This is a genomic window from Alkalicoccus halolimnae, assembly GCF_008014775.2.
Taxonomy (GTDB): domain Bacteria; phylum Bacillota; class Bacilli; order Bacillales; family Salisediminibacteriaceae; genus Alkalicoccus; species Alkalicoccus halolimnae.
The window spans coordinates 675,907-700,427 of sequence record NZ_CP144914.1; the positions used below are offsets into that span (position 1 = coordinate 675,907).

Below are 24,521 nucleotides of genomic sequence, written 5' to 3' on the forward strand. Positions count from 1 at the left end.
GAAGCTCAACGGCCAGCGTTGGCTATTTGAAAAAAGCGGCTTTCTACCCGAAGTAGTGAAACTGCTTTTCGAGAAAATGTTCGATACTGAAGGCGGCAAGTCCCTGGACGGAAGCATACTGATAGTTTTCATTAAAAACGATCTCTGTCTCTGCAATCAGAGCCGGCAGCGTCCGTTCTGTTACCGCCTGCTGAATCTCTGTTTCTATTAACTCTTTCGCCTGTACGAGGCGGTTGCCGACAACGACTTTTTCGGGATTGAACGTATGGATGATATTTGTGAGACCAATGCCGAGATAATAGCCGATTTTTTCAAACGTGGCCCGGACTTTTTCATCTGTTTCCGCTCTTTCAATCAGAGGTTCAATCTCACGGGGCGTGCCGTTTTGCTTAAAGGAAGAAAGAAGAGCCATTTCTGAAGCGTACATTTCCCAGCATCCATAATTTCCGCAGCGGCACTTCAGGCCTCCGTCGACAATTGTCGTATGCCCGACTTCACCGGTAAAGCCGCTGGCTCCGCGGATCAGTTTTCCGTCGAGAACGACACCGGCACCAATCCCCATGCCTGCACTAATATAAACGAAGGACTCGCTGTTTTTAGCTGCTCCATACGTTTTTTCTCCATAAGCCCCGGCATTTGCTTCGTTTTCGACGATGATTGAAGTGTCGTAATGATCACTGAAAATTTCCTTTAAGTTGGACTGATGCCAGTCCAGGTTCGGGGTGCTGAGAATGATTCCGTCTTTTGTTACAAGTCCGGGGACACCGAATCCAATACCGATAAGGCCGAAAGGGGAGGGGCTCATGTTATTAATACATGTATCAATCATTGATTTTACTTCCATGACAGTCCGGGTAAAATCATTCGTATCAAAAAAACGGTGGATTTCAAAGATCACCATACCGCGGAGGTCGGACATCGTCGTAAAGATATAATTGACGCCTATATCACAGCTGATGGCAAAACCTGCTCTCTCGTTGAACTGCAGCATAAGCGGACGTCTGCCGCCGCTGGATTTTCCGAGGCCGGTCTGATAGCAGTATTCTTCAGTAATCAATTCTTCCACTAAGGAAGAGACAGTTGCTTTTGTTAAACCGAGTGTCTGGGCAAGGGTTGCGCGTGAAATAGGTTCATGGGTCCGGATGGCATCTAATACGATTGCTTTGTTTGCCAGTTTAACGGCCTGCTGGTAGTTTGCCATGTTTTCTCTCCTAACATTGTTTATTCGTTCTGTTTGAATCAAATTTCATAATAGAAGTCCGTCGTGTAAAACCAAATAAGGCAGATGACCTCGGCTGTAGATGGACGATTTCCTGCTCGTCTTCAACTAATTCTGCCGGTCTGTTGTGGATGTATCTAGAAAACTCCGCTTCGGCTCTGCCAAGGAATGGAACTTCCCTTCTATACATGTTGAATCAATGATGTTCAAGAAGGGGCTTCTTTATTAGAAGACGGGTTCTGCTCTGTCTTTTTACCGTAAGCTGGAGGGAACATGGGGCGACTCCAGGGCGATGAAGGACGAGCCGAAGATCATAGACCGCAGGCAGGGAGGAAGGGGTCAGCTGAGGCCGGCCGGCCCGCCCGGAAAGCGTCCGTTTATCGCTTATCTTCATTATTTTCAAGGTAGCCATTCAATAAAAACTGCAGCAAGCGAAGAAAAGAAGCGTCAGGCGCTCTTTATAACAACACTGGACTTTAAAAGAGCATAATAAGAAGAAACTTTGTTCAAGGAAGACTACTTGTTTTTTCCTGTTATCGTTAAAAAAGAGTTGGATACCCGATTAGAATAGAAATGAAGTTTTTTGAGAGAACAAAGTTTAACTTCAAGAGCAATCCAGTGAAACGATATATGTTTCAACGGGTTATTGAATTTTGCAGTATTGTTTTATTTTAACGCAGAAGAGAAAGTGCTGCCTTAAATACGATAAAAAAAAGATTTTTAAATCATTAGTTAATTCAATGGACAAACTAAGTTTACCCTGCTACAATACATTTATCAACTGCAAATTAAATTATATGGAGGCGTTAACGTATGGCTGAAACAACAACATCTTACTTTAAACAGGTTCCCGAGATTCAGTACGAAGGAGCGGCTTCTACTAATCCGTACGCATTTAAGTATTATAACCCGCAGGAAAAAGTCGGCGGAAAATCAATGCAGGAGCAGCTCCGTTTTTCTGTTGCTTACTGGCATACGCTTACACAGGACGCGTCTGATCCATTCGGCGCAGGGACAGCGGAACGTCCGTGGGACCACCTGGAGGGTATGGACAAGGCGAAAGCAAGGGTAGAGGCAGCTTTTGAATTTATCGATAAGGTACAGGCACCTTTCTTTTGTTTTCATGATATCGATATTGCACCGGAAGGAAATACGCTGAAAGAAACAAATCAGAATCTTGATACTATCGTTTCAATGATAAAAGAGTACATGAAAACTTCGGATACAAAACTGCTTTGGAACACAGCGAACATGTTTACCCACCCTCGCTTTGTACACGGCGCAGCCACTTCCAGCAACGCAGATGTATACGCTTACGCGGCTGCTAAAGTTAAAAAGGGACTTGAAACAGGAAAAGAACTCGGCGCAGAAAACTATGTATTCTGGGGCGGACGTGAAGGCTACGAAACGCTGCTGAATACTGATATGAAGAGGGAATTCGATAATCTCGGCCGCTTCTACCATATGGCCGTGGATTACGCCAAAGAAATCGATTTTGATCCACAGTTTTTAATTGAGCCGAAACCGAAAGAGCCGACGACCCACCAGTATGATTTTGATGTGGCTACTGCAACCTCTTTCCTTTATCAGTACGGGCTGCAGGATCATTTCAAATTTAACATTGAAGCCAACCACGCAACGCTTGCCGGTCATACGTTCGAGCATGAACTGCGTACGGCAAGAATCAGCGGCATGCTCGGTTCGGTGGATGCGAATCAGGGCGATCCGCTTCTCGGATGGGACACGGATGAATTCCCGACGGATCTTTATTCGACAACCCTTGCGATGTACGAAATTCTTAAAAACGGCGGCCTCGGACGCGGCGGCTTAAACTTTGACGCAAAAATCCGCCGTGGATCGTTCAAGCCCGAAGACCTGTTTCATTCACACATTGCAGGAATGGACAGCTTTGCGATCGGCCTGAAAGTAGCTAATAAAATGATTGAAGATAAGTTCTTTGAGAATATTGTAGATGAGCGGTACTCTACTTTTAAGAGCGGCATCGGCGAGAAAATCACTCAGGGAACAACAAATTTTCATGAGCTTGAAAAGCATGCGCTGACGCTCGGCCATATCGACCAGGCTTCCGGTCAGCTGGAGAAAATTAAAGCAGGAATCAACCAGTATCTGCTTCGCGTGAACGAGCTGTAATAAATCAAAGGGGGCTTTCCAGCAGGAAGCCCTCTGTTCTTTTATATTCAACAGATCAAATTCATAGCATTGTATGTTTTTTAATTTTCGATTCGATAAAGGGGAGCCTTCGTTTTCAAAGGGATGCTTCTATTCACAAGCCAGTGGTTAGCGTATTTAGAGGATAATTTCCACCACAGGCGGACCCTTTTCGCGGGACTGGCCTGCTAACTGATTCTTCCTCAGCTGTGCTTCGTTAGAATGGATTTTCAGACTGCACTTAATCCCACTGGAGCCGCCGCCTTTTGTTTCGTATAAGCTGCGAACGCTTACAAAGACATTATAATCAGGAGGGAAGTTTATGAGTTATGTACTTGGAGTGGACTTAGGTACGAGTGCCGTGAAAGTTCTGCTCGTTGGAAAAGAAGAAAAAGCTGTGGCTGCGGAGGCAAGCAGAGAATATCCGCTTTATCATGATCACGCAGGCTGGAGTGAGCAGGATCCGGAAGACTGGGTTGAAGCGACACTGGAAGCCATTAAAGAAGTTTCTGCAAGCGTAAATGATAAAGCATCCATTGAAGGGATAAGCTTCGCCGGCCAGATGCACGGCCTCGTTCTTCTCGACAAAAATCAGAAACCGCTCCGTCGTGCCATGCTCTGGAACGACACACGGACGACGAAGCAGTGCCGGGAAATTGAAGACAAGGTAGGAATGAAAAAGCTGCTCTCCATTACGAAAAATCCGGCTCTTGAAGGCTTTACGCTTCCGAAACTGCTCTGGGTAAAACAGGAAGAGCCGAAAGTGTTCGACCAGGCGGAAGCATTTGTGCTGCCAAAAGACTACGTGCGGCTCCGGTTAACGGGAGATCTTGCGATGGAATACTCCGATGCAGCCGGAACTCTGCTTTTTGATATTTCGAAAAAGGCGTGGAGCAGCGATATATGTGAAGCAGTTGGACTTTCCCTTTCCCTCTGCCCGCCGCTGATGGCGTCCCACGAAGAGGCGGGAGTACTCAATGCAGATTCCCGGAAAGCGTCCGGCCTCGGAGAAGTACGTGTTTTTGCCGGCGGGGCGGATAATGCATGCGGCGCTGTAGGGACAGGCATCCTTGAAGAAGGGGTCGTTCTGAGCAGTACGGGAACCTCCGGCGTGGTGCTTGCCTATGAAGCAGATGCAGAAAAAGATTTTGAAGGAAAAGTCCATTATTTCAATCACGGAAAATCCGATGCCTATTACAGCATGGGAGTGACGCTTGCCGCGGGTCATAGTTTCAGCTGGTTCAAAGAGACGTTCGCTCCGGATCGTTCATTTGAAGAGCTTCTGAAGCTGGCTGAACAGTCGCCTCCGGGAGCAAACGGGCTGCTTTTCACCCCGTATATTTCGGGAGAGCGGACGCCTCATGCCGACGCGGATGTGCGGGGCAGCTTTATCGGGATGCATGCGTCACACACACTGGGTGATTTCACGAGAGCAGTGATTGAAGGAATAACATTTTCACTTCAGGAAACGATGAGCATGTTTAAAGATCAGGGGAAACAGATAAACAAAGTGATTGCAACCGGCGGGGGAGCGAAAAGTGATCTCTGGCTGCAGATTCAGTCCGACATTTACAATTCACCGGTCGTCAAGCTGAAAAGCGAACAGGGACCGGGTCTTGGTGCTGCGATGATTGCCGCGTACAGCCTTGGATGGTATCCTTCTCTGAAAGCAGCGGCCGATATCTTCGTTGAAGAAACAGATCGTTTTGAACCGGACGAAAAAAGAGCAGAAACCTACGAAAACTTATTTTCCCTCTATCAGCAGGTGTATAGTGCCACGAAAAACCTGAATGGTTCGCTGAAAAAATACAGATAAACCACCCTTCAATTTACATTCCGGCAAAACTCCCTTATTCTTAAAGTAATTAAGAAGAAAGGGAGTTTTTTGCATGGGTTTATTCAGCAGAGGAGATAATAAGGCAAAACATATTGAACAGGCGGAAGAGTTTTTATTTGATAGGGAAGAAGTTCTCAGCACGTACGGCCTCATGGTCGACTTCGCTGCTTTTACAAGTCACCGGATCCTTTTTGTGGACCGCTCGTTTATGACAAAGTCCAAATCGGTAGTGGTCAGTATTCCTTACTCCAAAATCGAAGAAATCGCTATTGAAAAAACGGGTTTCTTTGCCTTTTCCAATACGATCGAAATAGCGACAAAGTCTGATAAACACGCCCTCCAGTTTATGAAAGACACAGACGTCATGGAAGTTTACAGGGAGCTGTCAAAAAAGATCTGCAACTAGAATAAGGGAGGCGGCAGATAATGCGCAGGGTCGAAGTAGTCCCATATGATGAGAGCTGGCCTGAACTTTATGAACGGGAAGCGGCATATCTGCAGAGTATCCTCCAAGACTGTATCCAGGAGATTCATCACATCGGAAGCACCGCGGTACCTGGATTTTTCGCCAAACCCACTATCGATATTATGCTGGTCGCTGAAAGCCTGCATACACTCGATGCAAAAGAAGCCGTCATGATAGAAGCGGGCTATAAACCTCGTGGTGAAAATGGCATTAAGAACCGTCGTTTTTATACGAAGGATGTAGACGGGAAAAGAAAGTACCATTTACATTTCTTCGAAGAAGGGAGCCCGCATATTATCCGGCACATTGCCCTGCGTGAATATTTAAAAGCGCACCCGAACGCCCGTCGTTCCTACGGAGGTTTGAAAAGGTCGCTTGCATGGGAATACCCTTTTAATATGAAGGCTTATGTAGAAGGCAAACACGAATTTGTCAGAGAACTGGAGTGCCGCGCGATCCGCTGGTACAATCAAAATTCGAAATAGCTCATATTGAAAGGAATGTGATCATATGAAAGTATTTGTAGTAGGTGCAAACGGACAGATAGGGCAGCAGGTTGTGGAGAAACTGCATAAAAGCGAACAGCATGAGCCTGTAGCGATGGTACGAAAAGAAGAGCAGGCCCAGAAGTTCCGCAAAGACGGTGTAGAAGCGGTTGTTGCAGACTTGGAAGGCACAGTCGACGAGATTGCAGAAGCTGCCAAGGGATGCGATGCCGTCGTTTTCACAGCAGGTTCCGGAGGCAGTACCGGTCCTGATAAAACACTGCTTATCGATCTCGACGGCGCTGTGAAAACGGTGGAAGCTGCCGGGAAAGCCGGTATCGGCCGATTTATTCAAGTGAGTGCGATTCAGGCTCACAACCGTAAAAACTGGAGCGAAAAGATCCGCCACTATTTTGCGGCAAAACACTATGCGGACCGGGAATTGATGAAAAGCGGATTGAACTATACGATTATCCGTCCGGGCGGCCTGCTTAATGAACCGGGCACCGGCAAAGTAAAAGCAGCAGAAAACCTCGAGAGGGCTTCCATTCCGCGGGAAGACGTTGCTTCTACAATCGTGGCAGCGCTCGATGAAGAAAAAACGTACGAAAAAGGCTTCGACCTTATTTCAGGCGACATGACCCCGGAAGAAGCGCTGAAGCAGCTTTAAAAGATTCGAAGTCTGAATAAGTAGGAATATAGTGCACGGTTATGAAAGAATTTTAAAATAGAGACGGGTCATAAACCCCGTAAATGAGAAACGCTCCCCGCTATAAGAGGGGAGCGTTTCTTTATAAAGAGAGGGTTTAAAATATTTTTGTATTCCGTTAAAAAAAGCAAGGTTCGTATTTTATTCAAATTTACTCTTACGCACCATTCTCTGCGTAATCAGCCAGCTGTAAAGCAGTGTCACAACAGGCGAGAGCCATAGAAAAACGGCGGCCGGAAGATAATAGAGAACCGGAACCCCGAGGATGGTACTGCAGAGAATTGCGAGCAGGCTCCACGGGACCATTCCGGCAAATACTACGGTGGAATCAGCGAGCGTGCGGGCAAGCAGCCTTTTCTGAAAATGTTTCTCCCAGTGGGGAAGCAGGGCGCGTCCGGTTAAAAGAATAGGAAACGATTGATTCGGGGAAAGAAGCGAGACTCCGCCGGCTACACCGATCGTCTGGGCCGTGTTTTTCGTCAGCGACGTCGTGTTTGTGAAGACTCTTTCCAGAAACGGCTGCAGCATCCCTGTTTCCTCAATGATTTGACAGTAGGCTCCGACAATCAAAATGAAAATGACGAATGGGAGCATGTCGACAAGGCCGTTTAAGGACTCAACTCCCCAGAAGGCTCCCTGGATCCATTCCAGAGGACCGCTCCCGCGCAGAAGCAGAATGACTCCGGCAGCGGCAATCGCAGTGAGAAAGCTCGTTTTCATTTCCTTACCGAGAAAAATCATGACAAGAAGCAGTAAAGGCGGTATAAGAGAAATCGAAGCAGAACTCCAGCTGACAGCTTCTACGGCAGTTATTGCTCCGTTCCCATCCGCCGTCAGCAGGTCAATGAAAAAGAAAACTCCTGCCGTCGCGGAGACGGTGATCAGCATCGTTGGCGTAATCGTGCGCAGGTGTTCACGGATACTCAGCTCCGTTGAAAATGCAAGCAGCTGAAACGAGCTGGAAAGCGGAGAGGAGCGGTCCCCAACGAATGCGCCGGAAACAAGGGCCCCGGCAATAAGTACGTCCGGCATTCCAAGTGTAAGTCCTGCACTCATCAGCGGAATGCCGACAATACTCAGGGAACCGACGGCGGAACCAACAGTAAAAGACATAAGACCTGTGATCAGAAAAGCGAGTGTGAGAAAGTGTTCACGGGAGAGAAACGTCAGGAACAATGTATTTAAATCTTCAATCGTTCCGGCCATGCCCCATGTCGGCAGAAGAATTCCGATAAAAACGAGGAGCCAGGCGACGTTACGGTTGCGGTGGAGCCCTTTTTTGACTGCTTTATACAGGTCGTTCCAGGAAACCTGCTTTCGTTTCGTTATAATACCGAGTGTCAGCAGGCCGGGAATAATCGCCGCCGCGAGAGGGAAGCCACCGGCAATGGCGGACATCAGCGGCAGGAGCGTGGCGGCAAAGACAAGGATAACTTCTATGTAGGAAAAGGATCGGTTCATCTGGCATCACTCCGAAAATATTGTAGCACACAATATAAGGAGACGTCCTTTCCAGTTATATGATACAGTGATCCATATTGTAAGCGTTCCTCTTTAAATTGAAAGAACAATGCAGATAGAAAAAGCGCCGGAATTCAGCCGTACTTTTTCTGATGCTCTTTTTTCATTTTAAGATATTCTTCGTCTTCGCGGACTTTTATCCACTTCTCCTCGAAAATTCTTGCCGACTCTGCCTTTTCTTCGTTAATCTGCCGCTCCTTTATATTCCCTTCCTTGTCGTATTTCTTCCCTCCTTTATAATTGGCGTAGCGGCGTGAGCGTGTGTACCCCATCTGGATAAATTTCCGGGCCATATCCATTCCGACAAAATCGTTGTTCTGTTTATATTCTTCAAACATTGCGTAGATTTTTTCGGATGATTCCTTTGCGATGTCCGGGGTTTTGAATCTCCAGTGGGGCAGGATTTCACTCTTGTAGGGTTCCACCATAAGCACTCCCTGCTCACCGCGGCCGACCCGGTATTTTTCAGGCTGTTCGCGGAAATTTATATTCTTAAAATCTTCGTCGTAATTAAAAGCCATCCGGAAACGCTCCCTTCTTTTTTCAACCTATACCCCGCACGTAAGCAGCATCAAACTCATCAGCATCAAAGAAGCTGTAGGACCACAACTGATGAACTATCGTTTTACTCACGCAAGTATACAGGAGGGCTGCCTTCGCCTCCTGATGGACGCTTTCCGGAGGGGCCGGACTCAGCTAATTTCTTCCTCCCAAAGCTCGTAAGAAATGGATCTTCGTCTCGTCCTTCATCCTCCCGGAGTCGCCATCTACGGCTCCTGCAGCCGGCTTTCTGTAAATAGAAGAAGGGCTGGAAGCTCTTTTGACAGCAATCTCAGAAAGGTCTTCATACTAAAACGTCCTTATTTGAATACAGTACAACCTATTCTTGAAAAATAGTAATGATTGAAACAGAAGGCGGTGACTCCTGTGGGATCAGCGCCGTCTGAAAATCCATTCTGACGGAGTCAGAATTAGTTGAAGGGCAGCCCCACGGAAAGCGTCCGCCTGTGTGGAAATCATTCCTCTAATTTGAAAAGGAACATAAAGTAGTGTTTTATGAAATTGAGTCAATTGTATATTGATTTTCAATATCTGGTGGATTTATCCTGTGCAGTTCTAAGTAACTTCGAAGGGAGGGAAGCTGAAGGCTTTCTCGGCAGCATACGAAAAACAAACAAACGATCCAGCACAAAGAAAAAACGGTAGTTTGGAGAAGGAGATTTCTGCAATAATAGAAGAACAGATATGGAGAGAGGAAGTGGCGGCCATGCGCTCGAAAAGAGAAATCAGAGCGGATTTAATGAAACAAGGGTCCCCGTTTTTGAGGTGTCCTTACTGCTGCAATGCGCTGAATATAGAAGAAGATAAAAGACTTGTCTGCGATCAGGGTCATACGTTTGACCTTGCTAAACAAGGGCATGTGCATCTCACGAAAAAGCCTGCTTCCTCCAACTACAGCGGGGCACTTTTTACAGCCCGGGAGGAAGTTATAAGAGGAGGCATGTACGATCCGCTGCACGAGATACTGAGCGGTCTCGTTCCACACGAAGAGGCACGGGTACTGGACGCAGGATGCGGAGAAGGGTCCCATCTGTCGGCGGTCCATGAAAGAAAACGAATATTTGGAGCGGGCGCCGATCTTGCAAAAGCAGGCATTGAGCAGGCGGCAAAAAGGGAAGCGGAACTGCTCTGGTTTGTTGCCGATCTGGCTGAAGCTCCATTTCAGGATGAAAGCTTTGACGTTATTTTCAATATTTTTTCACCGGCCAATTATCAGGAGTTTCGAAGGCTCGTAAAAAAAGGCGGAAAGGTAATTAAGGTCATTCCGGGGACGGGGTACCTTCAGGAGATCCGCGAACTTACAGGAGAAGCAGCCTACGATAATAAAGAAGTCATCGAAGGTTTCACAGCACAATTTCCGGAAGCAGAAAGGCAGACAGCAGTCTATACGTTTGAACTTCCGGAAAAAATGCGGCGGCCATTGCTGCAAATGACGCCGTTGACTTGGAAATACGCTGGAGACGAAAAAATGAAAGAGTGGGAAGAGAAGCTGAGAAAAATTACCGTTGAAGTGGAAGTTTTAATCGGGGTAGTATAAGATCATTTTTTCGAAGGCTCTGTTAAAGCTCCGTGTTGTTATTGGATTGCCCGCGGCTCCTTTTTCTTCGCCTGCCGCGGAAAAAGCCTTCCGCTCTCCCTCCCTTGCGTCCGGGAGGATCTTCCTGCTTTCTTTTTCCGCAGGCGTCTTGAAAAATCGCCTTGGCACTGGTTTTTACCTTGGTATCTTCTTGATTCAACCAGGAGGCTTTCTGTATGGGAGAATTAAAACGAAGCGGAAACCGGCGGACGCCAGTGGAAGAAGGAGATTGAAAGATCCCGCAGGGCGTTAGCCTGAGGAAGTTGGAAATCTCCTCCACGGCAGGGCTGCCGGTTTGAAGCGAAGTTTTCTTATATATCAACAACAGAACAGAGCTTTTTCGAAAGGCTTTGGCCTCAGTCGAAAAAGCCCCGCTTCCTCTGAAGGAGCGGGGAAAGTGTTCTAATATGGAGGGCTTAAGAAAAACGTTCTGCCATTATTTAAGCAGCGAATCAATATCCTCACGAATCTTGTCCGGGGATGTATTTGGACCGTAGCGCTTTAAGACGTTTCCATCCTCATCGACGAGGAATTTTGTGAAGTTCCACTTGATCTCTGAGCCGATCGTACCAGATTTTTCCGATTTTAAATGCTTGTAAAGAGGATGGGCTTCCTTTCCGTTTACATTAATTTTTTTCATCAGAGGAAAGGTTACGCCGAAGTTTATTTCGCAGGTCGAGCTCATTTCTTCATCAGAGACAGGTTCCTGATTCATGAACTGATTGCTTGGGAAACCGAGAACTTTCACCCCGTGATCTTTGTAATCCTGATACAGGGATTCCAGACTTTTAAACTGGGGAGCGAGCCCGCACTTCGTAGCCGTATTCACGATTACGAGAATATTCCCTTTGTATTCGTTAAGAGAAACGGGCTTCCCTTCCGATTTTTCCACTTCAAAATCATGTACTGTAGTCAACATTAACGCCTCCTTCTGTGTATGTCCTTTTATTATAAGCAGATCGGAGATAGAAAATAAAAATATCAGCCTATTGGCAGAGGGAAAACTTCATGTTTAAATAAGAATAATTTCGATTAACTGAAGGAGGATCATCGATGATTTTATCAGACCAGGATATTCGTGCTTATTTAGAGGAGAATAAACTGCATATTTCCCCGCTCGAAAAACACCAGATTCAACCGGCTTCCGTGGATTTAACTCTCGGTACCGAGTTTCGCAGGATGAAAGAAGAAGGCGCCGCTATGCTTTCACTGGATAGGCCGGTAGAGGAAGAAACGTTTGATCAGGAAAAAATCGTGCTCCCTCCAAAATCCTTTCTGCTTGCAACAACAGAGCAGCATATTGAACTCCCCGATAACCTTTCTGCCTTTGTGGAGGGCAGAAGCAGCATCGGCAGAATGGGCTTATTTATTCAAAATGCAGGCTGGGTGGATCCCGGATTTAAAGGACAGATTACGCTTGAATTGTTTAATGCGAATCATCTTCCAATTGAAATTACATCCGGAAGAAGAATCTGCCAGCTTGTTTTCGCAGAAATGAAATCGTCAGCAGAAGAGCCTTATAACGGTAAGTATCAGCATCAAAAAGGAGCCGTCGGCACGAAAATTTACGAAGACGAGGAAATCTGACTTTGACACAGGGGACCTTACAGCATATAATCATTTATAAATCGTAATTATTACGATTTATAAATGATTATACGGAGGGTGACATGATGGAGAAAATTCCAGTTACAGTACTGAGTGGTTATTTAGGGGCCGGCAAAACGACGATGCTGAATCACCTGCTCGCGAACAGGGAAGGGATGCGCATTGCTGTGATAGTCAATGACATGAGCGAAATTAATGTCGACGCAGCACTCGTAGAGCAGGGAGGGTTTAAACGGACCGAGGAGAAGCTCGTGGAAATGTCGAATGGGTGCATCTGCTGTACACTCCGGGAAGATCTGCTTGTGGAAGTGAAAACCCTTATTGAGCAGGGGAATATTGATCATATCGTCATTGAGTCAACGGGTATCAGTGAGCCGGTTCCAGTCGCGCAGACCTTCTCCTATATTGACGAGGAAACAGGAATTGACCTGACAGAGCTCTGCTTTATAAACAATATGGTTACGGTCGTGGACGTCTATCGGTTCTGGGATGACTTCAAATCGGGAGAAACTCTCGTTGACCGTGCACAGGGCGCGGATGAGGCGGACGAGAGGGATATCGTCGATCTGCTTGTCGACCAGATCGAGTTTTGCAGCGTGCTCGTATTAAACAAAACAGACATGATAAAGGCAGAAGACCTCTTCGAAGTAGAGGACGTTTTAAGAAAGCTGCAGCCTTCTGCGGAAGTTCTGCGTACGAATTTTGGCAAAGTTGAACCGGCCCAGATATTAAACAAGACCCGCTTCGATTTTGAGGAAGCTAGCATGTCGGCCGGCTGGATAAAAGAACTTCAGGAAGCCGATCATACTCCGGAAACAGAAGAGTATAATATTTCAAGTTTTGTGTACCGGCGGCGCCGGCCGTTTCACCCGGAACGCCTGTTTGACTGGCTTCATCAGCTGCCGGAAGAAATCGTCCGCATGAAAGGAATCGTCTGGAGTGCTTCCCATAACGACTATGCCGTCTCGCTCTCCCAGGCAGGCCCTTCTGTTTATATTCATCCTGTCGCATACTGGGCAGCGGCACTGGCTGTGGAAGAACAGAATCTCTATTTGGAAGAAAACGAAGAACTGCGCGAAGACTGGGAAGAAGAAACCGGAGATCGAAAAAATGAATTTGTCGTGATCGGCATTCGTCTGGATAAGGACAAGCTCGAGAAGCAGCTTGATGCATGTCTTCTTACAGAGGAGGAGTATAACGGGGACTGGAGCCGGTTTTCCAATCCTTTTGAAGAAGAGGCAGGCTCCCCCGTCTAAAAAGATAAAATTTTCCGCATCAAAACAGCTTCTTTCCACAAAAATGGGAAAGAAGCTGTTTTGATTAACGCAGGTGAAAACACGATTACTATAAGCTCAATACATGATTTCGTAGAAAGTGAGTCCTCTTCCGAATCAGAGCAGCCTTGTATTTAAACAGTAGACTACCTTAAAAATAAAGTAGATAGATATGTTGAACTTAATAATTCGTTTCCTCTTCTGTAAACGACCGCTTTCGTTTCCATGGGGACGCTTTCCGGGCGGGCCGGCCTCAGCTAATCCCTTCCTCCCTTCTGTCGGGCGGGATGGATCTTCGGCTTATCCTTTAACCCATTATGGTTTCACGTTCTTCGACCAGTTTCTTTCTCTGCCAGGCTGTATCAATTTCCGGTGTGAATTTCTCAGGGTAGCGGATGTGCCAGCGCTGCTTGCGGATGATAAAGTCATATGGATCGTAGCGCAGCGCTTCATCGAGAAGCATAAGGGCTGCTCCTTCTGCTCCGCTGTGCAGAAGCTCCATCGCTTCTTTATACCGCTGCTGGGAGATCGAGCGGAATTCAGGTGCTACCGCTTCCTGATGGGAAGGGAGCGCTTCTGGAAATTCCCCGGCGAGCAGTTTTTCGAGAAGCTGGTAATGATCCGGATTGAGAATCGAAAACCCTTCCTGGGCCCAGCGGATAATTCCTTCCTTATCGAGAAAAATCACCGCCGGTACAGTCCGGAATTGAAATCTAATAGGCAGTGTTCTCGCCGCATCAATGACACACGTAAACGTACCGTTTTCTACAAATGGCTTAACTGCAGAAGCACCTTGAATGTCCACTGCCGCTGCAACGACATCTACTTCCTTGTTTTCCATGAACTGCTGCCACACGGGCAGCTGATCCCGGCATCGTCACCAGGAACCCCACACAAAGATGACCTGCGGCCGGTTGTGATCCTCATTAGGAATACTTCGATTTCCCCCGTAGATATCGGGAAGTGTCACGCTGTTCATTTTTTCATTAAGCATAGAATGCGCTCCTTTAGCTTTTACATGATAAAGTAAACGTAAACATAGGGTTTTCATTCAGCTTACCTAAAGTAAGGGAGGGAAGGAAATGCGTCAAGTGGACCATTTTTGGGAGGATGTTCATGATCGGCTTTTAAAAATGATTCAGTCAAAAGTATCAAATCGGGAAGACGCAAAAGATATTCTTCACAACGTCTACATTAAAATGCAGGAACGGATTGATCAGCTTCGCGATGAAGAAAAATTGGAGTCGTGGCTGTTTCAGCTTACCCGGAATACGATTATTGATTATTATCGGGTCCGCCGGCTTCATGCTCCTCTGGAAGAAGAGGAGCTTTTGGAAGAAACGGACGATCCGATGGAAAATTACAATCCGGAAGTGGCCGCAGCCCTGGCCCGCTACCTTACTCAGCTCCCGCCTGAATATGAAGAGGCGCTGCGCCTGTACGATATCGAAGGATGGAAACATAAGCAGATAGCGGAACATCTGGGGATCTCCATATCCGGTTCGAAAACAAGGGTGCAGAGAGGGAGGCAGAAATTAAAGAAGCTCCTGCTCGACTGCTGTGCCGTAAAACTTGATGCATATGGAAATGCCATTGATTACTATAAAAATCCTCCTAATATGCGACCATAAACGTCCTGCTTCGTCTACCGGAGTGAAGGGCGTTTTTTCCTGTCCTGAAAAAGATGATAAGAAAGGATGAGAGTAATGAATACAAAGCTTCCCATCGCAATTATAGGAGCAGGACCGATTGGGCTGGCGGCCGCGGCTCATGCCGTATCCAGAGGAGAACGGGTGACTGTAATAGAAGCAGGGACGACAGTAGGAGCGAACATCCGGGAATGGGAACACGTCCGCTTATTTTCCGGGTGGGAGTATAACATGGATAAAACTGCAGAAAGGCTGCTGGAGAAAACAGACTGGGTAAAGCCGGCGGGGGACATTCATCCGACCGGAGAAGATCTTTACCGGCAGTACTTGCTGCCCCTGTCACAGACTGATGAGCTGAGGGATTCTATTATGCTGGAAACGAAGCTTATTGCAGCTGGAAGATCCGGCGTGGATAAAGTGGGCGACGATCGGGAAGAAAGACCGTTCATGCTGCATATAAAGACTAAATCGGGAAGGAAAACGATTCTGGCAAAAGCCGTCATCGATTCCACAGGCACCTGGAATCAGCCGAATCCGATCGGCAGCGGAGGTATCGAAGCACCCGGAGAAGAGGAAGCATCCTTCTTTATTCAAAAGAATATCCCTGACATCCTGGGGAGGGAAAGGCGGAGATACATTGATAAAAAAACAGCTGTCATCGGAAACGGGCATTCAGCAATTCATGCCGTGCTGGCCCTGGCGGAACTTAAAAAGGAGCATTCCGCAACGGAAATCCACTGGTTTATCCGAGGCAGCGCTCCCCGTTACGGCGGTGGAAAAGCCGATGCCCTGCCTGAAAGAGGAGCGCTCGGCCTGGAAGTGAAAGCACTGGTGGAAAACGGGGATATCTGCCTTCATACAAATTTCCGTACCGAAGAGGTGGATTGTTCGGAAAACACCGTCTCGCTTGCAGCTGAAGACGGCAGAGTATTTGGAGAATTTCAGAATGTGGTCGCGAATACTGGAGCCAGGCCCGACTTTTCCATTACGAGAGAGCTTCGGACATCTACGGATGCAAAACTGGAAAGCGTACCGGCGCTCGCACCGCTGATCGATCCAAATATCCACAGCTGCGGCACGGTCCGGCCCCACGGAGAAAAAGAGCTGCGTCAGCCGGAGCGTAATTTTTATATCGTCGGAGCTAAAAGCTATGGACGGGCACCGACGTTTTTACTCGCTGTCGGATATGAGCAGGTCCGCTCGGTCATTGCTTACCTTACCGGTGATAAGGAAGGGGCGGAAAAAACCGGGCTGCATCTTCCGGAAACGGGTGTCTGCTCCTCCAGCAGCCTGCAGATTCCTCTGCAGACGTCCTGCTGCTGACTGACAGTGGCATATTCTGAAAGAAAGCACTTCCTATGGTATGAAAACAGAACCAGGGCATAATGCAATCCAATAAATAAAAAAGCCCCCTCTTCGTTTAAAAGGGCAGTGTGTAAACAAATATTTCTTTACAGGGTGAATTTTCCGGTCTTCTGTATTAACTATATAAATTGAACTTAATATTTATATAGATAGAAGGTATGACGAAGAAAGCGGTCTTCCCTATCGAAAGAAAGAAGGGTGTTATCTTTTTGAACGAAAGAGCGTTTTGGCCGGAATAACTGAAAAGGAGGACAGGCCGGTGCAGTGCTCATGGGGCGGCTCCGGGGCGAAGTTAGGTCGAGTCGAAGATCCATCCCGCCCGATCTTAGGGAGGAAGGGATTAGCTGAGGCCGGCCCTGCGCTCCCACGGAAACGAAATCAGCTGAGTCCGTCCCCTCGGGAAAGCGTCCGTCTGAAACGGAGGTCATTTACCTTATTCGTTTATTTTATAGATTGTCTTCTATTATGAAATTAATTTACGTAACAGGACTTTGTCTAAAGTATGGAGGCTTGTCCCATAACGATATGGGCACAGTTTCGCACGGACAAAAGCCAGTTAGCCAAATCCCAGTCTAACTGGCTTTTTTAACATCTTGCCCGGCTCCGCGCGTGCTTTCGAGGCTGTCTCGATATAACTTTTGAGACAGCCTCTTTTCACTGTACGGTCAAAGTCCGTTCAGCTGTATGGAATGAAAAAAAGCCTTCCGGCGCCCGGAAGCGCCGGAAGGCTCATGATTATTTGTTTTCGACGAGGGTCATTGTCGGGCCGAAGAATTCATAGGAAATCTGATTCGATGAAATACCGAGATCTTTCAGCATATCGTATACCGACTGCATAAACAGTTCCGGTCCGCATAAATAGTATTCCGCCTGCTCCTGTGGCAGGAAGGATGCCAGCGCTTCGGGGGTTAAGCGCCCCTTAAAGTCACCGGCGTCGATGTTCTCCGGCTCTTCGTAACAGACGATGTGGCGGATGTGGCTGTCTTCTTTTAACACATGAATTTCTTCTGCGAGTCCATGTACATTTTCGTTACGGACGGCCTGTACAAACGTAACCGGACGCTCCGGCTGACTTTCGCGGACGCGCTTATACATGCTGAGAAGCGGAGTGACACCGACTCCTCCGCTGATAAGAATAAGCGGTGAATGAGCTTCTTTTACGGTGAAATCTCCCGCCGGAGCACTGATGTAGATGCTGTCCTCTGCATTAACCTGATCATGAAGATAGTTGGAAACAATTCCTTCAGGATTATTTTCCCGCTTCACGCTGATGCGGTAATGATTTTTTCCTGGAGCATCGGATAAGGAATACTGGCGGATATGACGGTACTTTTCTCCCGGAATACTTGCTTCGATGCTGATATACTGTCCGGGCTGAAACAGAGGCAGAGGACCGCCGTCTGCCGGAGAAAAATAAAAGGAATAAATTTCATCACTTTCTCTTACTTTGCTGCTTACCTTCATTTCCCGGAATCCATCCCATCCGGCCTGCTCGTACATTTCTTTTTCCACCTGGATAAAGACATCAGCTATGATTCCGTATGCGGCCCCCCATGCTTCAATTACCGGGTCATCCGAGTTCAGTCCGAGCTCATCCTGCATGGCCTGCAGCAGATATTCACCCACGATAGGATAGTGCTCTTCTTTCACACCGATGCTGCGGTGTTTGTGAGCGATCTGCTTTACTACCGGCAGAATTGATTCCAGATTTTCAATATTTGAGGCTGCCTGATACAAGGAATATGCAAGCGCTTTCGGCTGATCGCCTGTTTCTTGATTTACATGGTTAAATAAATTAAGCAGTTCCGGGTGGTCGTTGAAAAGCTGCCTGTAAAAACGGGTGGTAACCTTTACACCGTGCTCTTCCAATACGGGAACCGTGGATGTGATGACAGTCATCTGCTCATTCGTTAACATGAATACCCCTCCTTTAGTCTTACTATATTGAATCATGTTGGAAATAATAAAGCAATATATAAAATGAATCTTTAACGGAATGTTCACATATTCAAATCTCAACAGAATCTCACTCTACTGTGCTAAAATAAAGAATAGAGAACGAGGGGGTCTTCAGATGCATTTAACACAATATACGGATTACTCGCTAAGAGTGCTCATGTATACAGCAGTAAAACAGGAAAAAGAGCTTTCACAGATCAGGGAGATATCCGAGGCTTACCTCATCTCCAAAAATCATCTGATGAAAGTCGTTTATCAGCTAGGCAAGCTTGGCTATATTGAGACAGTCCGCGGCAGAAACGGCGGTATCCGCCTTTTGAAACGACCGGAAGAAATTAATATTGGCAAGGTTGTCAGGGAGACGGAAGATAATTTTCATATCGTGGAGTGTTTTGACTCGGAACGAAATCAATGCCCTATCACGTCAGTATGTAAGCTTCAGTTTGCTCTCGGCGACGCCCTTCAGGCGTATTTAAAAGTACTTGATCAATACACGCTCGCTGATATAACTAAAAACAAGGAAGAACTGGCCGCACTTTTATAAACTGCGGCTTTTTTAAATAGCGTCGCATGAACATAATACAAACGAGAATTGAAAAACAACGCAGAGCTTAAACCAAGAACCGCATGCAGAAGCCTTGGGCCATGAGGCATGAAAATGGACTTTTACAGGAATGGAACTTCTCTTCTATACAGATTGAATCAATGATGTTCAAGAATGAGGTTTCTTTATTATAAGACGGTTTTTTTTACCGTGAGCTGCAGTGGACATGGGGCGACTCCGGCCCGCCCGGAAAGCGTCCCCATGGAAACGAAAGCACACGTTCACCGATTTTCTACTTTATTTTCAAGGTAGCCTTATTTTTAAAGCAGACTTAGAATTAAGTGAATAAATGGTCTTATTTAAAAGGAAAATTGAAATGGAAGACGGCGACTCTGCCGGGATCAGCGCAGTCTGAAAATCCATTCTGACGAAGCTTTGCGGAGGAAGAATTAGTTGAAGACAAGCCCCGCAGAAAGCGTCCGTCTGAAATGAAAATCACTTACAATTATCGGATATTTTATAACAAAAAGTAATTAGGAAATTAGCTCATATTATGAAATTTATTCAGCTCGAAAAGAGAGGAGGACAGGGAATTTGTTTGAAACAGTACAGTCGGATACGTTTGTATTATTATCAGCTCTTATATTGATAAGCGGTGTCTTTGCAGCTAAATTTTCAAACCGGATCGGCCTTCCTTCCCTCGTCCTGTTTATCCTCGTAGGAATGGCACTGGGCAGCGACGGACTGGGGATTATCCCTTTTGACAGTCCCGAATTTGCGCAGGTCGTCGGGATATTTGCCCTCGTTATCATCCTTTTTGAAGGTGGTCTGCAGACGAAATTCTCCACGGTTCGTTCCGTGGCTCTTCCGGCCGTTTCCCTTGCCACCTTTGGAGTACTGATAACTTCCGCTGTCGTAGGTTTTACAGCCTTTCTTATTTTTGATATTACCCTTCTGCAGGCATTCCTGCTCGGCGCCATTGTCGGCTCCACGGATGCTGCCGCAGTATTTGCGGCTTTAAAAGAAAGGAATATCAAAGCGAAGATGGGAGCGACGCTGGAGGCGGAATCAGGCACGAACGATCCAATGGCCGTGTTTTTGACGATCAGCTTTATCGAGCTGATTGTCGTACCGGAAACATCACTTCTGGGACTTGTACCTTCCTTTTTCTGGCAGATGGGTATTGGACTTTTGATGGGCTATGGGATCGGGAAACTGGCATCTCTTTCCATTAACAGAATTAATCTTGAATCGAGTGGCCTGTACCCGATATTTTCGGTGGCATTTGCGCTTCTTACGTATGGAGCAGCCTCTTCTATTGGAGCAAGCGGGTTCCTTGCTGTTTATGCGGCGGCGCTGGTGATCGGAAATACAGAACTTACGTATCGTTACTCTATCTTTCAGTTTAACGAAGGTTTTGCCTGGATGTCGCAGATACTTATGTTCATTCTTCTCGGACTGCTCGTCTTCCCGGCGGAACTTTTCCAGTGGGAGGTAATCGGAGGCGGACTGCTGCTTTCTGTTGTTCTTATATTAGTGGCGAGACCGGCTGCCGTCTTTTTGACAACGATGGGAATGGGCTACCGGTGGAATGAGAAATTGTTTATTTCCTGGGCCGGTCTGCGTGGAGCGGTGCCGATTATCCTGGCAACCTTCCCGATCGTGGCCGGTGTTGAGGGCAGTATCTTTTTCTTTAATGTTGTCTTCTTTATCGTCCTCACGTCAGCACTTGTGCAGGGGACGTCTATTTCCTGGGTGGCGAAAAAACTTGATCTGACCGGGCCGAGGAAAAATACGCCGCACCACTCCATTGAACTGATTTCGATGGGGAAGGCAAACGCAGAAATGGTCCAGTTTAATGTTGATAACGACGCAGCGATCGCAGGGAAAAAACTTAAGGATATTTCATTCCCGCAGAAAGCAAATATCAGCGCGATCGTAAGGGAAGAAAAACTGATTACTCCATATGGGGAAACGGAAATCAGGGCAGGGGACTTCCTCTATATCCTCGTCTCCACCAAACACGAAAAAGAATTGAAAAAAGTTCTTGAAGCGAAACGGTACCCGTTCACTTCTTCAGGTCCGGCTGAATAATCAGCCGGGCTTATTTTACTTTTGAGCGATGCTTAATATATACTCAACGCGAAGACAACTTCTAAGGAGGATGCATAATGAGCGGACAACGAGGGATGGTTTTAGTTCACACCGGAAATGGAAAAGGGAAAACAACTTCCGCATTGGGAATCGCACTGCGAAGTGTCGGACGGGGGATGAGTGTACATATACTTCAGTTTATTAAATCCCCGGAGCGGACGTACGGAGAGGAACTGGCTTTAAAAAAACTCGGTGTGGAAATGAAGCAGCTCGGCATCGGCTTTACATGGACAAAGACGCCGGAAGAACACCGCAGAGCACTCGAAAAGGGGTGGCCGCAGGCAAAAGAAGCACTGCTGAGCGGGAAATATGACGTTGTGATCTGGGATGAACTGAACAATGCTTTGGCAATAGATAAGTTCCCGGTAGACGATGTTCTGCCTATCGCCGACGTGATTGAAACGATCCGCAAAAAGCCGGAGCACGTGCATCTCATTATAACCGGGCGCGGCGCGAAGCAGGAAATTAAAGACGAAGCGGACCTCGTTTCCGTTATCGATGTCGAAAAGCATTACTACGATGAAGGAATACCAGCTATCAAAGGTATTGAATTTTAATGAAGGCGCTGCCTGTAATGATTCAGGGAACGCATTCTGATGCTGGGAAAAGTATGACAGCGGCTGCTTTATGCCGGATTTTTGCGGAAGACGGCTGGAAAACGGCTCCCTTTAAATCGCAGAATATGGCACTGAATTCCTACATCACAAAAGATGGGAAAGAGATTGGCAGAGCGCAGGGGGTGCAGGCAGAAGCGGCGGGAATCGAAGCAACGACGGACATGAACCCTATATTAATAAAACCGTCGGCAGAAGCGAGCGCACAGATTGTCGTTCACGGCAGGCCGCTGCGGACGATGCAGGCCGGTGAATACCGGCAGGATTACTACGAAACCGGCCTGAAGGTGATTGAGCAGGCCTACAGAAACCTGGAAAACAATTACGAAAGAATCGTCATTGAAGGGGCGGGAAGCCCGGCAGAGATCAACTTAAATGACCGCGAACTCGTAAATATGAAAGTCGCGGAAATAGCGGACTCCCCGGTTATTCTCGTGAGTGACATCGACCGCGGCGGCGTTTTCGCGAGCATCGTCGGGACGCTGCAGCTTTTAACAGAGCAGGAGCGCCGGCGCGTCGCGGGGATTATTATCAACAAGTTCCGGGGAGACATTTCCCTTCTCGAACCGGGAATGGACTGGCTGGAAAGCTACACGGGAAAGCCGGTGTTCGGAGTGCTTCCGTATATAGAAGACCTGGCGCTGGAAGAGGAGGACTCGCTCGGGTTATCAAAGTATGAGTCAGCCGGGAGCGGAGAGGAAATTGATATTGCTGTCATTTCCTATCCGCGTATTTCCAATTATACCGATGTGGACCCTCTCGTCCATGAACCGGACTGCCGCGTACGTTTCGTGCGCAGCGCATCCGATCTGGGCGAACCGGATCTGATCATTCTCCCAGGAAGCAAATCAACGACGGCTGATCTGACTTATCTCAGGGAAAAAGGGTTTCCGGATAAGCTGCAAAAACTCCAGAATAAAACTAGAATTGTTGGAATCTGCGGAGGCTTTCAGATGCTTGGCCACACGATAGCGGATCCTGAAGGGGTGGAATCTACGGAACGGGAGACGTCGGGTTTAAGCTTTTTTCCTACGATGTACACCCAGCTTTCCCGTGAAAAAGTAACCGTTCACGCCGCCGGAAAACTGCATCTTGACGGAAAGAGCATCGACGTAAAAGGATACGAAATTCATATGGGACTGACGGAGCATCAGGAAAACCCCTGGATAGAAAAAGCAGACGGCACTTTTGACGGCATACGGAATGGACATACAGCCGGAAGCTATTTCCACGGCTTGTTTCATAACGATGAATGGAGACATGCTTATTTGAACGGGATACGAAAAGAAAAAAATCTTCCGTCTATAGAGCGTCCGCAGTTCGGTACTATACGGGAGAACTCATTTCAAAAACTGGCAGCAGCATTCCGGGAGCATATTGATATGGAGAAATTAGAAGCAGCGATGCTGCATCACCGAGAGGAGCTTTGCGATGAGTAAGTGGAGAAAGGCAGCAGAAGAGGTGCCGTCCGTCCGAAAAGAGGAAATGGAAAAGATGACGGCCTATATGGACACGCTGACGAAGCCGCAGGGGAGCCTCGGACGTCTCGAAGAACTGGCCGTTAAGCTTGCAGGCATACAGGGGAAGCCGGACGTTTCTCGGCCGGCAGTACTTGTTTTCGCAGGAGATCACGGAGTGACAGCGGAAGGGGTTTCCCTTTATGGAAAAGAAGTAACGCAGCTCATGGTACATAATTTCGTGCAGGGAGGAGCGGCGATCAACGTCCTTGCCGAAGAAATTGGAGCGTCCGTAACCGTGACGGATGTCGGGGTGGCCGGGGATACGCTTTTCGGATCTGTGGATGCGAAAGTGAAGCAGGGGACGGGAAACATTGCCAGGGAGGCTGCTATGACTACCGGCGAAGCATCTCTGGCGATAGACGCAGGTATCGAAGCTTCTGAGAGAGCGATAGCCCAGGGTGCGAATCTGATTATTCCAGGTGAAATGGGAATAGGCAACACGACAGCAACCAGTGCGCTGCTTGCGGCATGGACCGGGGCTTCTCCGGAAGAAGTAACAGGCAGCGGCACCGGTGTGACAGGGGAACAGCTGCAGTTGAAACAGGAAGTGATCGGTATGGCACTGGAGCGGGCTTCCTGGGAATCGACGCTGGAAGCTTTCGCAGAGATCGGAGGACTGGAGATTGCAGCAATGAGCGGAGCGATGATAGAAGCGGCGAAGAACCGGACCCCGGTCCTGATAGACGGCTTTATCGCTTCAATAGCAGCAATGGGAGCGGTCCGTCTTGCTCCTTTCACAGCCGATTATTTCATTTTCGGCCATCTTTCAGCTGAAGCGGGGCATAAACTGGCTCTTGAGACCCTTAAAGCTGAGCCGCTTTTGGAACTGAAGATGAGGCTCGGAGAAGGCACGGGAGCAGCGGCTGCTTATCCGCTCGTTTCCATGGCAGCAGCGATTGCCGACAGAATGGCCACGTTTGCCGATCTCGGTATAAAACAATAATGTGAGAAGTCCTTTCCTTTAACGGACGCCTGTACTATAATGGAAACAACAAGAAAGCGTAACACTCGTCAGCAAACAGGTGTCGGCCAAGCCGATGAAAAGGGAAACCGGTGAAAGACCGGTACGGACCCGCCACTGTAAGCGAGGAGGCGAATCTTTATAGTCCACTGTGCCTGAAACGGCCCGGGAAGGAGAGATTCGCTGATGATCCGCAAGTCAGGAGACCTGCCTGTTTGTTTTTTAAACACCTTCGGGAACAAAAGGATGTTTAAAGTGCAGACGCAGGAACCCCGGATGGACACTTGCCGCCGGGCGCCTCCCTATGCATTTTAACAGAGCGCGATCCTT

General features: G+C 47.6%; 21 protein-coding genes and 1 riboswitch. Of the genes, 15 read left to right on the forward strand and 6 right to left on the reverse strand.

Translation table 11 applies throughout. The annotated features are described in order from the left end of the window. Window positions 1-43: 43 nt before the first annotated feature. Window positions 44-1,201: an ROK family transcriptional regulator gene (locus FTX54_RS02995; RefSeq protein ID WP_147804917.1), complete on the reverse strand. Its 1,158-nt coding sequence runs from the start codon at window positions 1,199-1,201 to the stop codon at window positions 44-46. A gap of 831 nt (window positions 1,202-2,032) precedes the next feature. Here FTX54_RS02995 and xylA point away from each other — a divergent pair. The 5 genes from xylA to FTX54_RS03020 all read left to right on the forward strand — a co-directional run bounded on the left by xylA (window position 2,033) and on the right by FTX54_RS03020 (window position 6,846). Beyond that, window positions 2,033-3,370, forward strand: coding sequence for a xylose isomerase (gene xylA / locus FTX54_RS03000; protein ID WP_147804918.1), 1,338 nt, complete (start codon window positions 2,033-2,035; stop codon window positions 3,368-3,370). A 340-nt stretch (window positions 3,371-3,710) separates the two neighbouring features. Continuing rightward, the gene (gene xylB, locus FTX54_RS03005) at window positions 3,711-5,204 is read left to right on the forward strand and encodes a xylulokinase (RefSeq protein ID WP_147804919.1); all 1,494 of its coding nucleotides are present in this window, start codon (window positions 3,711-3,713) and stop codon (window positions 5,202-5,204) included. A gap of 73 nt (window positions 5,205-5,277) precedes the next feature. Continuing rightward, on the forward strand, window positions 5,278-5,631 hold the full coding sequence (locus FTX54_RS03010; protein ID WP_147804920.1) for a PH domain-containing protein: 354 nt from the start codon (window positions 5,278-5,280) through the stop codon (window positions 5,629-5,631). Between the two features lie 20 nt (window positions 5,632-5,651). Continuing rightward, the gene (locus FTX54_RS03015) at window positions 5,652-6,176 is read left to right on the forward strand and encodes a GrpB family protein (protein WP_147804921.1); all 525 of its coding nucleotides are present in this window, start codon (window positions 5,652-5,654) and stop codon (window positions 6,174-6,176) included. 25 nt (window positions 6,177-6,201) lie between these two features. Beyond that, on the forward strand, window positions 6,202-6,846 hold the full coding sequence (locus tag FTX54_RS03020) for an SDR family oxidoreductase (protein ID WP_147804922.1): 645 nt from the start codon (window positions 6,202-6,204) through the stop codon (window positions 6,844-6,846). A 180-nt stretch (window positions 6,847-7,026) separates the two neighbouring features. Here the strand turns inward: FTX54_RS03020 and FTX54_RS03025 are convergent, their stop codons facing one another. Both FTX54_RS03025 and FTX54_RS03030 read right to left on the reverse strand, forming a co-directional pair. Continuing rightward, window positions 7,027-8,346: a Na+/H+ antiporter NhaC family protein gene (locus tag FTX54_RS03025; protein ID WP_147804923.1), complete on the reverse strand. Its 1,320-nt coding sequence runs from the start codon at window positions 8,344-8,346 to the stop codon at window positions 7,027-7,029. Window positions 8,347-8,480: 134 nt separating this feature from the next. Then, window positions 8,481-8,927, reverse strand: coding sequence for a DUF4385 domain-containing protein (locus FTX54_RS03030; protein WP_147804924.1), 447 nt, complete (start codon window positions 8,925-8,927; stop codon window positions 8,481-8,483). A 746-nt stretch (window positions 8,928-9,673) separates the two neighbouring features. Here FTX54_RS03030 and FTX54_RS03035 point away from each other — a divergent pair. Beyond that, window positions 9,674-10,504, forward strand: coding sequence for a methyltransferase domain-containing protein (locus FTX54_RS03035; protein ID WP_147804925.1), 831 nt, complete (start codon window positions 9,674-9,676; stop codon window positions 10,502-10,504). Window positions 10,505-10,979: 475 nt separating this feature from the next. Here FTX54_RS03035 and FTX54_RS03040 read toward each other — a convergent pair whose 3' ends face one another. Next, window positions 10,980-11,462, reverse strand: a complete 483-nt coding sequence (locus tag FTX54_RS03040; RefSeq protein ID WP_147804926.1) for a glutathione peroxidase — start codon at window positions 11,460-11,462, stop codon at window positions 10,980-10,982. A gap of 134 nt (window positions 11,463-11,596) precedes the next feature. On the opposite strand from FTX54_RS03040, the gene dcd reads away from it, so the two are divergent. Together dcd and FTX54_RS03050 are read left to right on the forward strand one after the other, a co-directional pair. Continuing rightward, on the forward strand, window positions 11,597-12,130 hold the full coding sequence (gene dcd, locus FTX54_RS03045; protein WP_147804927.1) for a dCTP deaminase: 534 nt from the start codon (window positions 11,597-11,599) through the stop codon (window positions 12,128-12,130). Window positions 12,131-12,213: 83 nt separating this feature from the next. Beyond that, on the forward strand, window positions 12,214-13,407 hold the full coding sequence (locus tag FTX54_RS03050) for a GTP-binding protein (RefSeq protein WP_147804928.1): 1,194 nt from the start codon (window positions 12,214-12,216) through the stop codon (window positions 13,405-13,407). 325 nt (window positions 13,408-13,732) lie between these two features. On the opposite strand, the gene FTX54_RS03055 is transcribed toward FTX54_RS03050, so the two are convergent. Next, the gene (locus FTX54_RS03055) at window positions 13,733-14,281 is read right to left on the reverse strand and encodes a TlpA family protein disulfide reductase (RefSeq protein ID WP_187254654.1); all 549 of its coding nucleotides are present in this window, start codon (window positions 14,279-14,281) and stop codon (window positions 13,733-13,735) included. 226 nt (window positions 14,282-14,507) lie between these two features. Between FTX54_RS03055 and sigZ the strand changes: the two genes are divergently transcribed. Together sigZ and FTX54_RS03065 are read left to right on the forward strand one after the other, a co-directional pair. After that, window positions 14,508-15,056, forward strand: coding sequence for an RNA polymerase sigma factor SigZ (sigZ, locus tag FTX54_RS03060; RefSeq protein ID WP_147804930.1), 549 nt, complete (start codon window positions 14,508-14,510; stop codon window positions 15,054-15,056). 75 nt (window positions 15,057-15,131) lie between these two features. Then, complete coding sequence (locus FTX54_RS03065) at window positions 15,132-16,397, forward strand: NAD(P)-binding domain-containing protein (RefSeq protein ID WP_147804931.1); 1,266 nt, start codon at window positions 15,132-15,134, stop codon at window positions 16,395-16,397. Window positions 16,398-17,174: 777 nt separating this feature from the next. On the opposite strand, the gene hmpA is transcribed toward FTX54_RS03065, so the two are convergent. Next, window positions 17,175-18,356, reverse strand: coding sequence for an NO-inducible flavohemoprotein (gene hmpA / locus FTX54_RS03070; protein WP_147804932.1), 1,182 nt, complete (start codon window positions 18,354-18,356; stop codon window positions 17,175-17,177). Between the two features lie 157 nt (window positions 18,357-18,513). Here hmpA and FTX54_RS03075 point away from each other — a divergent pair, with 157 nt between their 5' ends. The 5 genes from FTX54_RS03075 (at window position 18,514) to cobT (ending at window position 24,173) form a co-directional block, all read left to right on the forward strand. Then, window positions 18,514-18,942 (forward strand): Rrf2 family transcriptional regulator, encoded by a 429-nt coding sequence (locus tag FTX54_RS03075; protein WP_147804933.1) that lies wholly within the window; start codon window positions 18,514-18,516, stop codon window positions 18,940-18,942. Between the two features lie 594 nt (window positions 18,943-19,536). Further along, window positions 19,537-21,036, forward strand: a complete 1,500-nt coding sequence (locus FTX54_RS03080) for a potassium/proton antiporter (protein WP_147804935.1) — start codon at window positions 19,537-19,539, stop codon at window positions 21,034-21,036. Window positions 21,037-21,113: 77 nt separating this feature from the next. Beyond that, window positions 21,114-21,653 carry a cob(I)yrinic acid a,c-diamide adenosyltransferase gene (locus FTX54_RS03085; protein ID WP_147804936.1) on the forward strand — a complete coding sequence of 180 codons (540 nt, stop codon included), beginning with the start codon at window positions 21,114-21,116 and terminating at the stop codon, window positions 21,651-21,653. Window positions 21,654-21,670: 17 nt separating this feature from the next. Beyond that, on the forward strand, window positions 21,671-23,149 hold the full coding sequence (locus FTX54_RS03090; RefSeq protein ID WP_246125695.1) for a cobyric acid synthase: 1,479 nt from the start codon (window positions 21,671-21,673) through the stop codon (window positions 23,147-23,149). Then, a complete protein-coding gene (gene cobT / locus FTX54_RS03095) occupies window positions 23,142-24,173 on the forward strand; it encodes a nicotinate-nucleotide--dimethylbenzimidazole phosphoribosyltransferase (protein WP_147804938.1) in 1,032 nt (343 codons plus the stop codon). Before FTX54_RS03090 ends, cobT begins: the two co-directional genes overlap by 8 nt. A 60-nt stretch (window positions 24,174-24,233) precedes the next feature. Beyond that, window positions 24,234-24,420: riboswitch (cobalamin riboswitch) on the forward strand. Window positions 24,421-24,521 lie beyond the last annotated feature (101 nt).